The sequence below is a fragment of the Streptomyces sp. NPDC001549 genome (assembly GCF_042894025.1).
GTDB classification, from domain to species: Bacteria; Actinomycetota; Actinomycetes; order Streptomycetales; family Streptomycetaceae; genus Streptomyces; species Streptomyces kutzneri.
This window is the reverse complement of the sequence record NZ_JBIAVJ010000007.1, coordinates 95,908-108,887: the sequence shown is the minus strand read 5'-3', so window position 1 is coordinate 108,887 and position 12,980 is coordinate 95,908. Positions and strand designations below refer to the sequence as shown.

General features: G+C 71.9%; 12 protein-coding genes. 11 read left to right on the top strand and 1 reads right to left on the bottom strand.

All coding sequences use genetic code 11. From position 1 onward, the window contains the following. Position 1 precedes the first annotated feature (1 nt). The 11 genes from ACFY04_RS14430 to ACFY04_RS14380 all read left to right on the top strand — a co-directional run bounded on the left by ACFY04_RS14430 (position 2) and on the right by ACFY04_RS14380 (position 12,501). Positions 2 to 1,495 (top strand): aldehyde dehydrogenase family protein, encoded by a 1,494-nt coding sequence (locus ACFY04_RS14430; RefSeq protein WP_389116684.1) that lies wholly within the window; start codon positions 2 to 4, stop codon positions 1,493 to 1,495. Positions 1,496 to 1,621: 126 nt separating this feature from the next. Continuing rightward, positions 1,622 to 2,236: an NAD(P)-binding domain-containing protein gene (locus ACFY04_RS14425; protein WP_351157510.1), complete on the top strand. Its 615-nt coding sequence runs from the start codon at positions 1,622 to 1,624 to the stop codon at positions 2,234 to 2,236. After that, complete coding sequence (locus tag ACFY04_RS14420; protein ID WP_389116977.1) at positions 2,233 to 2,763, top strand: (2Fe-2S)-binding protein; 531 nt, start codon at positions 2,233 to 2,235, stop codon at positions 2,761 to 2,763. The genes ACFY04_RS14425 and ACFY04_RS14420 overlap by 4 nt, the downstream gene beginning before the upstream one ends. Before the next feature lie 5 nt (positions 2,764 to 2,768). Further along, positions 2,769 to 5,174: a xanthine dehydrogenase family protein molybdopterin-binding subunit gene (locus tag ACFY04_RS14415; RefSeq protein WP_389116682.1), complete on the top strand. Its 2,406-nt coding sequence runs from the start codon at positions 2,769 to 2,771 to the stop codon at positions 5,172 to 5,174. Continuing rightward, the gene (locus ACFY04_RS14410) at positions 5,171 to 6,004 is read left to right on the top strand and encodes an FAD binding domain-containing protein (RefSeq protein ID WP_389116680.1); all 834 of its coding nucleotides are present in this window, start codon (positions 5,171 to 5,173) and stop codon (positions 6,002 to 6,004) included. The genes ACFY04_RS14415 and ACFY04_RS14410 overlap by 4 nt, the downstream gene beginning before the upstream one ends. 97 nt (positions 6,005 to 6,101) lie before the next feature. Next, the gene (locus ACFY04_RS14405) at positions 6,102 to 7,322 is read left to right on the top strand and encodes an MFS transporter (RefSeq protein WP_389116678.1); all 1,221 of its coding nucleotides are present in this window, start codon (positions 6,102 to 6,104) and stop codon (positions 7,320 to 7,322) included. Beyond that, on the top strand, positions 7,319 to 8,845 hold the full coding sequence (locus tag ACFY04_RS14400; RefSeq protein ID WP_389116676.1) for an ATP-binding protein: 1,527 nt from the start codon (positions 7,319 to 7,321) through the stop codon (positions 8,843 to 8,845). Before ACFY04_RS14405 ends, ACFY04_RS14400 begins: the two co-directional genes overlap by 4 nt. Positions 8,846 to 8,857: 12 nt before the next feature. Further along, the gene (locus ACFY04_RS14395; RefSeq protein WP_301372423.1) at positions 8,858 to 9,199 is read left to right on the top strand and encodes a nuclear transport factor 2 family protein; all 342 of its coding nucleotides are present in this window, start codon (positions 8,858 to 8,860) and stop codon (positions 9,197 to 9,199) included. Positions 9,200 to 9,313: 114 nt separating this feature from the next. Continuing rightward, on the top strand, positions 9,314 to 9,961 hold the full coding sequence (locus tag ACFY04_RS14390) for a TMEM175 family protein (RefSeq protein ID WP_373045276.1): 648 nt from the start codon (positions 9,314 to 9,316) through the stop codon (positions 9,959 to 9,961). Between the two features lie 72 nt (positions 9,962 to 10,033). Then, complete coding sequence (locus tag ACFY04_RS14385) at positions 10,034 to 11,344, top strand: IS701 family transposase (RefSeq protein ID WP_389116674.1); 1,311 nt, start codon at positions 10,034 to 10,036, stop codon at positions 11,342 to 11,344. Next, positions 11,344 to 12,501, top strand: coding sequence for an XdhC family protein (locus tag ACFY04_RS14380; protein WP_389116672.1), 1,158 nt, complete (start codon positions 11,344 to 11,346; stop codon positions 12,499 to 12,501). Before ACFY04_RS14385 ends, ACFY04_RS14380 begins: the two co-directional genes overlap by 1 nt. A gap of 125 nt (positions 12,502 to 12,626) precedes the next feature. Here ACFY04_RS14380 and ACFY04_RS14375 read toward each other — a convergent pair whose 3' ends face one another. Continuing rightward, positions 12,627 to 12,863, bottom strand: coding sequence for a hypothetical protein (locus tag ACFY04_RS14375; RefSeq protein WP_389116670.1), 237 nt, complete (start codon positions 12,861 to 12,863; stop codon positions 12,627 to 12,629). Positions 12,864 to 12,980 lie beyond the last annotated feature (117 nt).

Here is a 12,980-nt window from a genome sequence, read left to right as displayed (position 1 = left end):
CATGACCAAGCGTGAGCTGAGCGGCCAGCCCCTCGCCAACCCCGGGAAACTGTTCATCGGCGGCGCCTGGGTCCCGGCCCAGGACGGCCGTACCGAACCGGACATCAGCCCCGTGGACGGGCAGGAGATCGTACCGGTGGCCCAGGCCGCCGCCGCCGACGCGGACGCGGCCGTCGCCGCCGCCCGCACGGCGTACGAGGAAGGCCCCTGGAGCAGACTGTCCGCCCAGGAGCGCGCGCTGCGGCTGAACCGGGTCGGTGAGCTCATCGAGCGCGACCTGGAGGAGATCGCCCTGCTGGAGACCGTGGACATGGGCAAGCCGTTCGCGTTCTCCAGCACGGTCGACGCCCCCATGGCCGCCCAGCTCATGCACTACTACGCCGGGGCCGTGACCCGCGTCGACGGCTCCTCGCGCGCCCCGGCCGGCGGCCAGCTCGCCTACACCCTGCGCGAACCGCTGGGCGTGGTCTGCGCCATCACCCCGTTCAACTTCCCGCTGCTGCTGTCGATGACGAAGATCGCACCGGCACTCGCGGCGGGCAACACGGTGGTCCACAAGCCCTCCCCGGCCACCCCGCTGACCGCCCTGAAGATCGCCGAACTCTTCCAGGAGGCGGAGATCCCCGACGGGGTGCTGAACGTCATCACCGGTCCGGGCGTGGAACTGGGGGAGACTCTCACGGGCCACCCCGGCATCGACAAGATCGCCTTCACCGGCTCCACCTCGGTCGGCCAGACGATCATCCGCAAGGCGGCCGGCACCCTGAAGAAGGTGACGATGGAGCTCGGCGGCAAGTCCGCCAACATCGTCTTCGCCGACGCCGACCTCGACGCCGCCGAGGAACTCGCCTTCTTCGGCATCTACTACAACAAGGGCGAGATCTGCACCGCCGGCTCCCGGCTGCTGCTGCAGCGCCCCATCCACGACGAGATGGTCGAACGCCTGGTCCGCCGGGCCGCCGACCTCAAGCCCGGCGACCCGCGCGACCCGGCCACCCTCTTCGGACCACTGGCCCACCGCGGACAGTTCGACAAGGTCAGCTCGTACATCGAGGTCGGCGAGAAGGAAGGCGCGATCCTGCGCACCGGCGGCAGCGGCTGGACCCCCGAGGGCGCCTCCAACGACCTCTCGGCTGGCTTGTACTTCCTGCCGACCATCTTCACCGGCGTCGACAACGGCATGCGGATCGCCCAGGAGGAGATCTTCGGCCCGGTCCTGTCGATCATCCCCTTCGACACCGAGGAGGACGCCGTACGCATCGCCAACGACAGCGCGTACGGCCTCGCCGCCGGCGTCCACACCAAGGACCTGCGGCGCGCCCACCGGGTCGCCTCGCAGATCAAGGCCGGCACGGTCTGGGTCAATTGCTACAACCAGTACGACCCCGCCGTGCCCTACGGCGGCTACAAGGCCTCCGGCTACGGCCGCGAGTGCGGCCCCGAGTCGCTGGAGAGCTACACCCAGACCAAGTCGGTCTGGATCGGCATGGACTGAGAGCGCGACCGGGACCGCGAACGAGCCCGCGACCGGGACCGTGAACGAGACCGCGACCGCGACCGGGACCGTGAACGAGACCGTGAACGAGACCCGCGAACGAGACCCCATTCCCGAGGAGCGGCAATGCGGACAGGCATCATCGGCACCGGGCGGATCGGCTCGACCCTGGCCAGGATCCTCGTGGCGGCAGGCCACCAGGTCGTCCTCGCCAACGCCCGGGGCCCGCAGACCCTCGGCCCGCTCGTGGCCGAGCTGGGACGGGCGGCCTCGGCGGCGCACCCCGCCGAGGCCGCCGACCGGGCCGAACTCCTGGTGCTGATGGTGCCCTTCGAACGCGTCCGCGGGCTGCTCCCGCCGTACGCCGTGCAGGACAAGGTGCTGGTGGACGCCACGAACGCGTTCGGCGGCCCCGGCACCCCCGCCGACCTCGGCGGGCGCGGCTCCAGCGACCTGGTCGCCGAGTGGTACCCCGACGCCCAGGTCGTCAAATCCCTGAACACCATGCATTTCGAAACCCTCGCCGTCGCCGGCACGGCCCCCGGAGAGCGCCTGGCGCATTTCACCGCGGGCGACGACGTGAAAGCGAAGGAAATCGTCGCGGGAATCATCACGGATCTGGGATTCGCACCCGTGGACACCGGCCCGTTGCACTCCGGAGGAATTCTCCAACAGCCCGGCGGGCCCCTTTTCAACCGGCCGCTCACGGAAGCGCAGGCGCTGGCATGGATATCACACTGAATGTGAACGGAAGACCCGAGCAGTTCTCGGCGCGGCCGAACGAACTGCTCGTGGAACGGCTCCGCGACGGCCTCGGGCTGACCGGCACCAAGGTCGGCTGCGACACCGGCCAGTGCGGCACCTGCGTCGTCCGCCTCGACGGCAGGTCCGTCAAGAGCTGCCTGGTCCTGACCGTCTCCGCCGCCGGCGGCGAGGTGGCCACCATCGAGGGCGAGACCACCCGCGGCGGTGAACTGTCCGGCCTCCAGGAGGCACTGCGCCAGGAGCACGGCACCCAGTGCGGCTTCTGCACCCCCGGCATGGTCATGGCCCTCGGTGAACTCGTCGACTCCACCGCCGGCGGCGAGGCCCCCACCGAACCCGAGATCCGCGAGTGGCTCACCGGCAACCTGTGTCGCTGCACCGGCTACCACAGCGTCGTACGGGGCGTGCAGCGCGCCTGCGCGGCCGCCCGCGCCGAGGCGCCCTCCGGTGTTTCCGAGCCCGCCGCCGTCGCCGCGTCCACCGCTGCCGGACAGGAGGTGTGAGGGACATGACCGCAGTGACGGGGGAGGCCCCGGCCACGGGGAGCGGTGTCCTCGGACAGCCGCTGGACAGCCGCGAGGATCCGCAGCTGCTGCGCGGCGAGGCCACGTACGTGGCGGACATCGACCTGCCGGGCACCGCCCACATGGCCATCCTGGGCAGCCCGGTGGCGCACGCGAAGATCCTCTCCATCGAGACCAAGGCCGCCGAACAGCTGCCCGGCGTGCTCAAGGTGGCCACCGCCGCCGACTTCACCGACGTCATGCCGCTGCCCTGCATCTGGATCCCCGGCGGCGTCGAGAGCCACTTCCCGCCCCACCCCTACGGACTTCCCGGCGCCCGCCCGGTCCTCACCGGCGACACCGTGCGGCACGTGGGCGACCCCATCGCCGTGGTCGTCGCCGAGACCCCGCGCCAGGCCACCGCGGCGCTCGCCGCCATCGCCGTCGAGTACGAGCCGCTGCCCGTGGTCACCCGTGCCGACGAGGCGCTCGCCGAGGGCGCGCCCCAGCTGCACGAGGCCGTCCCCGGCAACCTGAACGCGTACTGGACCTGCGGCGACAAGGACCGCACCGACGCGGCCATCGCCGAGGCCGAGGTCACCGTCGAGCTCGACCTGGTCAACCAGCGCACCATCAACAGCCCCATCGAGCCGCGCGGCGCCGTCGGCGACTACAACGCGGCCACCGGCGAGTACACGCTCTACGCCTCCACCCAGGGTCCGCACAACCACCGCTTCCTGCTCTCGGCGCTGGTGCTCGGCATCCCCTTCAACAAGCTCCGGGTGATCGCCCCGACCGTCGGCGGCAGCTTCGGCACCAAGGGGTACCTGTACCCCGACATGCCGCTGGTGCTGCTCCTGTCCAAGGCGCTGGGCCGGCCCGTGAAGTGGGTGGACACCCGCACCGGGCTGATGAACTCCACCGTCCAGGGCCGCGACCACCGCCAGCACGTGACGCTCGCCGGCACCCGCGACGGCCGGATCACCGCCGTGCGCTGCACCAGCTACGCCAACCTCGGCGCGTACCCCTCCACGATCGGCCCGGGTGTCGCCACCGCTCTGATGGGCCGCTCCATCAGCGGCATGTACGACATCGACGCCGCCTTCTGCGAGGTCTACGCCGCCTTCACCAACACCGTCTCGCTCGGCGCCCAGCGCGGCAGCGGACGCGCCGAGGCCGCCTTCCTCATGGAGCGCCTCGTCGACCGGTACGCCTCCGAGATCGGTATGGACCCGGCGGCCGTCCGCCGCAAGAACCTGGTGCCGAAGGAGAAGTTCCCGTACGACAACGGCCTCGGCTGGACCTACGACTCAGGGAACTACCGGCTGAACTTCGACAAGGCCATCGAGCTGTCCGGCTACGCCGACATGCCCGCCCGCAAGGCCGAGGCCCGCACCCGCGGCAAGCGGCTGGGCGTCGGCCTCGCCACCTACGTCGCGATCTGCGGGGTCGGCCCCTCCACCCGGATGTCCCAGGAGGGCATGCTCGGCGGTACCTGGGAGAGCGCGAACATCCGCGTCCACCCGACCGGCGAGGTCACCGTCATCGTGGGTTCCGCCTCCACCGGCCAGAGCCACGGCACGGTATTCGCCCAGGTCGCCGCCGACGAGCTCGGCATCGACCCGGACACCGTCCAGGTCCTGGAGGGCGACACGCAGAAGGCCCCGTACGGGCAGGGCACCTACGGTTCCCGCTCCTACAGCATGGCCGCGCCCGCCGTCGCCCTCACCGCCCGCAAGATCAAGAGCAAGCTGATCCGGGCCGGCGCCGTCTTCCTGGGGATCCCCGAGGACAAGGTCGTCTACGAGGGCGGCCGCGTCTACGAAGAGGGCAACGAGCAGAACACCAAGACCTTCGCCGAGCTGGCGATGTCCATGTGGTACGGCTGGGGGCTGCCCGCGGAGATCGAACCCGCCCTCGACGAGACCACCCACTTCGACCCGCCGGACTTCAACTACCCCTTCGGCACACACGTGGCGGTCGTCGAGATCGACGAACTGACCGGCGAGACGGAGGTGGTGGCCTACACCGCCGTCGACGACGCCGGCCACATCGGCAACCCCAAGATCGTCCTCGGCCAGATCGAGGGCAGCATCACGCACGGCCTCGGCCAGGCCCTGATGGAGGCCGCCGTCTACGACGAACAGGGCCTGCTCGTCAGCTCCGACCTGACCACGTACGCCCTGCCGCGCGCCGCCGACGTGCCGTTCTTCACGCTCGACAAGACCGTCACGCCCAGCCCGCACAACCCGCTCGGCGCCAAGGGCGCCGGCGAGATCGCCACCGTCCCGCCCGCCGCGGCCGTCGTCAACGCCGTCGTCGACGCCCTGTCCGACCTGGGCGTCCAGCACATCGACATGCCCCTCACCCCCGAGAAGGTCTGGCGCCGCCTGAGAGGGGAAGCCCAATGATCCTCACCGAGTTCGACTACGTCCGGCCCGCCGGCCTCGACGAGGCGCTCACCCTGCTGGCCGGGACGCGCGGCGCCCGGATCCTGGCAGGAGGCCAGAGCCTGCTGCCCGACCTGCGCGCGGGAGCCGACCGGGCCGCGCTCCTGGTCGACATCCGGCGGCTGGAGGAACTGCGCGGCGTCACGCGCACTCCCGACGGCACCCGGCTGCGGATCGGGGCGCTCACCACGCTCGCCGAGCTCGCCGCCGACCCGCTGGTGCTCGCCGAGGCCCCGGAACTGGCGGCCGCGGCCCGCGCCAACGGCGACCCCCAGGTCCGCAACCTCGGCACCATCGGAGGCAACCTCGCCGCCGCCGGGCGGGCCACCGACCTGCCGGTCGCCGCCATGGCCGCCGACGCCGTGATCGAACTGGCCGGCCCCGGCGGGCGGTCCACCCTGCCGGCCGAGGAGCTCGCGGCCGGCAGCGCGCCCGCCGGTACCGTCCTCACCGCACTGCTGGTGCCGGCCGCCGGCCCGGCCGCCGCCTTCGAGAAGACCGCCGACCGCGCCACCCGGTACCCGGTGTGCGCCACCGCCGTACGGATCACCCCCGGCGGGCCGCGCATCGCCGTCACCGGGGCCACCTCCCGCGCACTGCGGCTGCGCGGGGTCGAGGACCGGCTGCGCGGGGGCCCGTACGGGACGGAGGCCGTGCTCGCGGCCTTCCGCGCCGAACCCAGGGAGCTCTTCGTCCCCAGGCGCGGCACCTCGGCCGAGTACCTCGGTCATCTCGTGGGGGTTCTCACGGCCCGAGCCTTGCAGAGGGCCGAGCGGGCTCTCGACCGATAGCCCGAGACGGGCACACCACGGGGCCCGGCACGGGTCCCATCACGGGGGAGTTGAGTGACCAGTGGCCGATACATCCGAGACGACCACGGGGGTAACCGTGCACCCAGCCGCCCACGCGGCCAGTGCGCCCAGAGGCTCCGGCTTCTGGGTGGTGGGAGCGGTCCTCGTCCTGCTGATGCTCTCCTCCTCCGTGCCCTCCGCCCTCTACGTGCTCTACCAGCAGCGGTGGGGGCTCTCCTCCGGCACGATCACGGTGGTCTTCGCCCTGTACGCGGTCACCGTGCTGGCCGGGCTCCTGCTGTTCGGCTCCCTCTCCGACACCCTGGGCCGGCGCCCGGTCCTGGGCGGCGCACTGATCCTGGCCATGGTCTCGATGGTCCTGTTCGCCGGGGCCCAGGGCCTCGGACTGCTGCTGGCCGCCCGCGCCGTCCAGGGGCTCGCCGTGGGACTGGCGACCGGGGCGATGGGCGCGGCCCTGCTGGAACTAAGCCCCGCGTCCAGGCCCGCGCTCGGTGCGCAGGTCAACAGCGCCGGGCCCACCGTGGGCATCGGGCTCGGCGGGATCGGGGCCGGACTCCTCGTCCAGTTCGCGCCCGCCCCGACCGTGCTGAGCTACCTGCTGCTGGTCGGGGCCTTCGCCGTGACCCTGGTGGGGGTGGTCCGGATGCGGGAGAGCGCGCCGGGCGCCGGCGGCCGCTTCCGGGTGGTCCCGCACCGGATCCGCGTACCGGCGGACGCCCGGGGCCGCTTCACCGTCCTCGTGCTGACCATCGTCGCGGTCTGGTCGGTGGGCGGCTTCTACCTCTCCCTCGGCCCGCACCTGGCGCTGTCGCTGCTGGAGTCCACCAACTACCTGGTCGGCGGGGCCACGGTCGCCCTGCTCGCGGGCGCCGCCACCGCCGCCCAGCTGATGCTCGGCCGCACCGAGGCGCTGCGCACCGCCGTGCTCGGCCTGTTCGGCCTCCTCGCCGGACTCGGCCTGGTGCTCGTCGCGCTGGGGATCCGCTCGGCCGCCGTGTTCCTCGTGGCCACGGCCGTCCTCGGCAGCGGCTGGGGCGCCGCGTTCCTCGGTTCCTTCCGCGCGCTGAGCACGCTCGCGCAGCCGGCGCACCGCGGTGAACTGACCGCCGCCGTATACGTTTTCGCGTACCTCGCGATGAGCGTGCCGGCGGTCCTCGCCGGGATGCTCACCAACATCCACGGGCTGCACCGCACCTCGGTCGGCTTCATGGCCGCCGTGGCCGGCGTGTGCGCGCTGGCCCTGCTGGCCACCCTGCGACTGGCCGCCCGTACCCGGGCCGAGGGGAGTGCGGCGTGAACGCGGCGGACATGAAGGACCCGGAGCTGCGGTCGGCCCTGCGCGAGCTGGAGATCTTCGCCGGGATCACCGAGGAGCAGCTGGACTGGCTGGTCTCGGTGTCCGAGCCCCGGATCCTGGCCGACGGCGACGTCCTCTTCCGGGACGGCGAGGAGGCCACCGGCTTCCACGTCCTGCTCTCCGGCGGGCTGGTCGTCACCAAGGTCGTAGACGGCCGGGAGGAGGTGCTCACCCGGCACTCCACCGAGGAGGAGAGCGCCGCGGCCGAGGACCACGACGGCAAGCCGTCCGCCGCCCACCGGTTCACCGGCGAACTGCCCCTGCTGACCGAGGGCTCCTACGTGGCCACCGCGGCCGCCAGCGGCCCGTCGACCACGGTGGTGGCCTACCCGAAGCCGGTCTTCTTCGAGATGCTGACCCGCTGCCACGGGGTGGCCGCCGTACTGATCCCCGTACTGGCCTGGCGCATCAAGTCCTCCGAGGTGCAGGCCCGCAAGCGGGCCACCGTGGAGGCGCTCGGCACCCTGGCCGCCGGGCTCGCCCACGAGCTGAACAACCCGGCGGCGGCCGTGGCCCGGGCCGCGCAGGAACTGGCCCCCGCCCTGGACCGGCTCACCCGTACCGCCCAGGCCTGGGGCGCGGCCGCCTCGGGCGCGGAGCGCGCGCTCCTCGACCGCCTCGCCGACGAGCTGGACAAGCTGCCGCCGCCGGTGACCACCGACCCGTTCGCCCAGGCCGACGCCGAGGAGGAGATCGCCGACTGGGCCGAGGAGGCGGGCACCGAACGGCCCGGCCTGCTCGGATCCGGGGTAGCGGACCTCGGACTGGAACTGGGCTGGCTGCTGGAGCGGCTGGAGGGCGTGGGGGAGCCGGCCCTCGCCCCGGCCCTGGACCACCTGGCGGCGCTGCTGGAGATCCGCTCGCTCGCGGCGGAGCTCCGGGCCGCGGGTCCCAGGATCTCCCAGCTCGTCGCCGCCACCCGGGATTACGCCAACCTCGACCGGGCGCCCGAACAGCGCTTCCCGGTGACCGACGGACTGGAGAACACGCTGGTCGTCCTGCGTGCCAAGCTCGCCGGCATCAGCATCGTGCGTGAGTACGAGCCCGGACTGCCCGAACTGACGGGCTATCCCAGCGAGTTGAATCAGGTGTGGACCAACCTGGTCGACAACGCGGCCGAGGCCATGGAGGGCGCCGGCGTACTGACCCTGCGCGCCCGCGCCGAGGGCGTCTGCATGGTCGTCGAGATCGCCGACACCGGCCGCGGCATCCCCGCCGAATCCCTGCCGCGGATCTTCGAACCCTTCTACACCACCAAGGACGTGGGCAAGGGCACGGGACTGGGGCTGCACCTCAGCTACCGCATCGTGACCCAGCGCCACCACGGGTCGATCACCGCCCGCTCGCGTCCCGGTGAGACCCGGATGGTCGTCCGGCTGCCCTTCGCCGGCAGCGCCCAGTCCTGCGTCTCACCTGCGACAACAACCGAAACGGCACCCATTGTGGGCACCTCTCCCAGTTGAAACGGAGTCGACATGGCCAAGTACGACATCTCCAAACTGCACCCGGTGTTCGTCCGCCAGATGGAGGCGCTGGCCGCCCTGGACATCGAGGCGGTGATGAAGAACTACACCGACGACGCCGTGCTGCTGCGCTTCGAAGGGGCCTCGGTGGGGATCGAAGCCGTTCGTGAGACGTTCACCGGCTATCTCACGGTGAAGCCCTCGCTCGTGGAACTCCAGGAGTACATCGAGACCGAAGACACCATCTTCTACCGGGCGATCATGAACCTGAACGGTGAACCGGAGCACGCGTTCGGGACACTCGTCGTCCGCGATGGCCGAATCTGGCGCCAGACCGCCGGATTCGGCAGCTGACGGCCGGAATCTGGGTAGCGTGTGCGGGGAGGGCGCCGCAGCGCCCTCCCCGTATGTGTGGCATAGCGCGTGCGCGCGGGCCGCTTATCTGCAAGAAGTGGCAAAGGGGAGGCAATGGAAAGCGAAACCGGGCGGATCGAGGCATTCAGTGACGGTGTATTCGCCGTCATCATCACGATCCTCGTTCTGGAATTAAAGGTTCCGGAAGAAACCGGATCGGACTTCTGGCACGGAGTCCGGGAACAGTGGCCCCATTACGCCGCCTACGTCGTGAGTTTCCTCATCATCGGCGTGATGTGGGTGAACCACCACACCATCTTCAGTCATCTCAGGAGGGTGGACCGCCCCCTGTTGTTCCTGAATCTCCTGGTGCTGATGGTGGTATCGGTGGTCCCGTACACCACCAATGTCCTCGCCGAGCACCTCATGGAGGAAGGCGGCTCCGCCAACGCCGCCGCCGTCCTCTACAGCGGCGTCACCGTGGCCTACGCCCTGGCGTTCCTGGCCTTCTGGTGGTACGTCACCCGGGTCGGCCACCTCTTCCACGAGCAGGTGGACAAGGAGGGCGCACGCGCCACACGAGTGCGCTTCGGCCTCGGGGCCATCGCGTACCCCCTCACCGTCCTGCTGGCCTTCTACTCCGCACCACTCACACTTGTCGCCCACTTCCTGATCGCGATCTACTATGCGGCGAACCAGATCCCCATCCCCCTCGTGGTAGAGGAAGAGCGGCTCGAATCTGCCAGCGACCTCAGGAAGTAGCCGCCGGGGCCTACGGCCGTTCTACGCGGTCAAGTAGGGTATTGGATCTAGCTGGTCGCGGGGGAGGCCCAGATGGCTCGCGTAGTCCTGCCGGAGGATTCCACGGCGGAAATCTCCGAATTGATCGACGTCCTGATCTCTCTTCTCTTCGAATCATTACCCCGGCGGGACCAGCGAAACTGGGCCCGCGTTTATCTGAACGGTCTGGTGCGGACCGCCGGGAAGAAAACAATTCGTAACATCGCCGGAACAGGGGCCAGTTCCGTCGAGCAGAGCCTCCAGCAGTTCATCAGCAAGTCCCCCTGGGACTGGACCCCGGTCCGCCGCTCCCTCGCCCAGCACCTCGAACGCACCGCACAGCGCCCCCTGGCCTGGGTGCTCCAGCCCATGGTCATAGAGAAGGCGGGGGACCGCTCCGTCGGCGTCGGCCGGCAGTTCGTCCCCCAGCTCGGCCGCACCGCCAACTGCCAGCAGGCCAGCGGGATCTGGCTCGCCTCCAGCGAGGCCAGCTTCCCGGTCGAATGGACCCTCACCCTCCCCGGGCCCTGGACCAGTGAACTCCTGCGCCGCCGCCGGGCCGGCATCCCCGACACGGCCCGCTCCCTCACCCCCGCCCAGGACGCCGTACACGCCGTCCAGCGGATGGCCGCCAGCTGGCAACTCCAGCGCCGGCCCGTGGTGATGGAGGTCGCCAACTGCGATCTCCCCCAGAGCATCGAGTCCTTCACCCTCCAGGACATCCCCTTCGTCTTCAAGGTCGACGGCTCACTGCCCGTCTCCTTCGGTGGCGCCGGCCGGTACAAACCCGGGCCGCACACCGCCCCCGCCCGCGAACTCATCGACTCCCTGCGCTCCCAGCGCCGCGTCGTCGAATGGACCCGGCACGGCCGTGCCGAGGGCGCGGTGACCCTGCTGACCTCGGCCTCGATCTTCGCCACCCCCTGCGAGGACCGCCCCGTGCCCGCGCCGCCCACCCCGCTGCTGCTGGTCGGAGCCTGGACCGAAACCGCCCTGCTGCCCTCCGAGTTCTGGATCACCAACATCGGAGACCGGCCGCTCGCCCAGCTCTTCCTGCTCGCCAAACTCACCGACCGCGTCTCCCTCGACTTCACCGAGACCTGCGAACCCGTGGGCATCCGGGACTTCGAGGGCCGCTCCTTCCGGGGCTGGCACCACCACGCCACCCTCGCCAGCGTGGCCCACGCCGCCAAACTGCTCGGCGCGCGCCCGCCGATACCCGACGGATACCCCGGCCCCACCCGGTCGGCCGCCGCGACGGCCGCACCGCCCAGAGCGGCCACAGCCAGGCCGGCGACCCCGGCCGTCCTGCCGCCGCGCCCGCACCTGCCCGGACAGACCCCGCGCCGCGAGTACATCCGCTGATGCTCGACATAGCCGACGAGCTACGCGCGTGGTGCGCCGCGCAGCGGGAGTTCGCACTCGCCACCGTCGTCGCCGTCAGTGGGAGCGCTCCCCGCGGCCCCGGCGCCTCCCTCGCCGTCGACGACAAGGGCACCGCGCTCGGCTCCATCTCCGGAGGCTGCGTGGAATCCGCGGTGCACGAGCTGTGCCTCGACGCCATCGCCTCCGGCGAAGGCGGTCTGCACCGCTTCGGCTACAGCGACGACGACGCCTTCGCCGTGGGCCTGACCTGCGGCGGAGCCCTCGACGTCCTGGTCACCCCGGTGCGCGGGCTCGACCCGGTCCGGCCCGTGCTCGGCTCGGTGCTCGACGCCGCCGCCGGAGGCACCCGGGCCGCGCTCGCCCGGGTGGTCTCCGGACCGCCGCCCCAGCTGGGCCGGGCCCTCGCCGTCCACGCCGACGGCTCCTACGAGGGCGGGCTCGCCGGCGGTCCCGACCTGGACCGGGCCGCAGCCCGGCAGGTACGGGCGCTGCTGCTGGCCGGGCGCACCGGCACCGCCGAGCTCGGCACGGCCGGCGGGCTCTGCGGACAGCCCCTGACCCTCCTCGTCGAATCGGCCGCCGAGCCGCCCCGGCTGCTCGTCTACGGGGCCATCGACTTCGCCGCCGCCCTCGCCCGGATCGGCGCCTTCCTCGGCCACCGGGTCACCGTGTGCGACGCCCGGCCCGTCTTCACGACCCGGGCCCGCTTCCCCGACGCCGGCGAGGTCGTCGTCGACTGGCCGCACCGGCACCTGGCCGCCGAATGGGACGCGGGCCGCCTGGACTCCCGTACCGCGGTCTGCGTCCTCACCCACGACGCCAAATTCGACATCCCGCTGCTGGAACTGGCCCTGCGGCTGCCCCTGGGCTACGTCGGGGCCATGGGATCGCGGCGCACCCACACCGAACGCGAGAGACGGTTGCGGGCCCAGGGCGTCACGGACTCCGCCCTGGCCCGCCTCCACTCACCCATCGGACTCGACCTCGGCGGCGCCACCCCGGAGGAGACCGCGCTGGCCATCGCCGCCGAGTTCACGGCCGTCCGGCACGGCGGATCGGTGCTCCCGCTGGCCCGGCGGCACGGCCCGGTCCACCGCCGTGCGCCGCAGGTCACCCGGGCGGCCGGGCGGGGATGAGGGCGCCGGCGCCCGCAGCGCCGTGCGGATCGGGCGGAGCGGTGCCCGCACTTCACCGCGGACGGGTCGCTGCGGCCGGCGCCGGCGCTACTCCTTGGGCGGGATGTCGTACACGTGGTCCGGGGTCACGATGCCGGTGATCGTCTTGGCGAGGAGCGTGCTCGGCTCGCTGCGGCCCGGTCCAGCCTGGCGGTCAGCTCGGGGCCGAGACCGTCCGGCGCGCAGTCGTCCCCCTGCCGGTCGGGTACCGCCACGGGCGGCGGAGCCGGGGAGGCCGCGGCCGGAGCCACCGGCGCCACCGGAGCCGCCACGGAGATGAGCAGCAGTGCCGCGGCGAACGCACGGGCGCGCCTGCGTCGCATGCCGGGACGCCCCTTCCCGTCGTTCCGGAGCCCGCGATCCCTTGATCGGCCTGGCGGCTCCAAGAGACACGCGCGCCTGTCTTCCTCTCCCTCCCTTCACTCTCCGCCCGTCCGGCG

Coding starts and splice junctions, on each gene's coding strand:
- ACFY04_RS14395 (WP_301372423.1), top strand. CDS start 8,858: ATGGCCAAGTACGACATCTCCAAACTGCACCCGGTGTTCGTCCGCCAG.
- ACFY04_RS14415 (WP_389116682.1), top strand. CDS start 2,769: ATGACCGCAGTGACGGGGGAGGCCCCGGCCACGGGGAGCGGTGTCCTC.
- ACFY04_RS14380 (WP_389116672.1), top strand. CDS start 11,344: ATGCTCGACATAGCCGACGAGCTACGCGCGTGGTGCGCCGCGCAGCGG.
- ACFY04_RS14375 (WP_389116670.1), bottom strand. CDS start 12,863: ATGCGACGCAGGCGCGCCCGTGCGTTCGCCGCGGCACTGCTGCTCATC.
- ACFY04_RS14410 (WP_389116680.1), top strand. CDS start 5,171: ATGATCCTCACCGAGTTCGACTACGTCCGGCCCGCCGGCCTCGACGAG.
- ACFY04_RS14385 (WP_389116674.1), top strand. CDS start 10,034: ATGGCTCGCGTAGTCCTGCCGGAGGATTCCACGGCGGAAATCTCCGAA.
- ACFY04_RS14425 (WP_351157510.1), top strand. CDS start 1,622: ATGCGGACAGGCATCATCGGCACCGGGCGGATCGGCTCGACCCTGGCC.
- ACFY04_RS14390 (WP_373045276.1), top strand. CDS start 9,314: ATGGAAAGCGAAACCGGGCGGATCGAGGCATTCAGTGACGGTGTATTC.
- ACFY04_RS14430 (WP_389116684.1), top strand. CDS start 2: ATGACCAAGCGTGAGCTGAGCGGCCAGCCCCTCGCCAACCCCGGGAAA.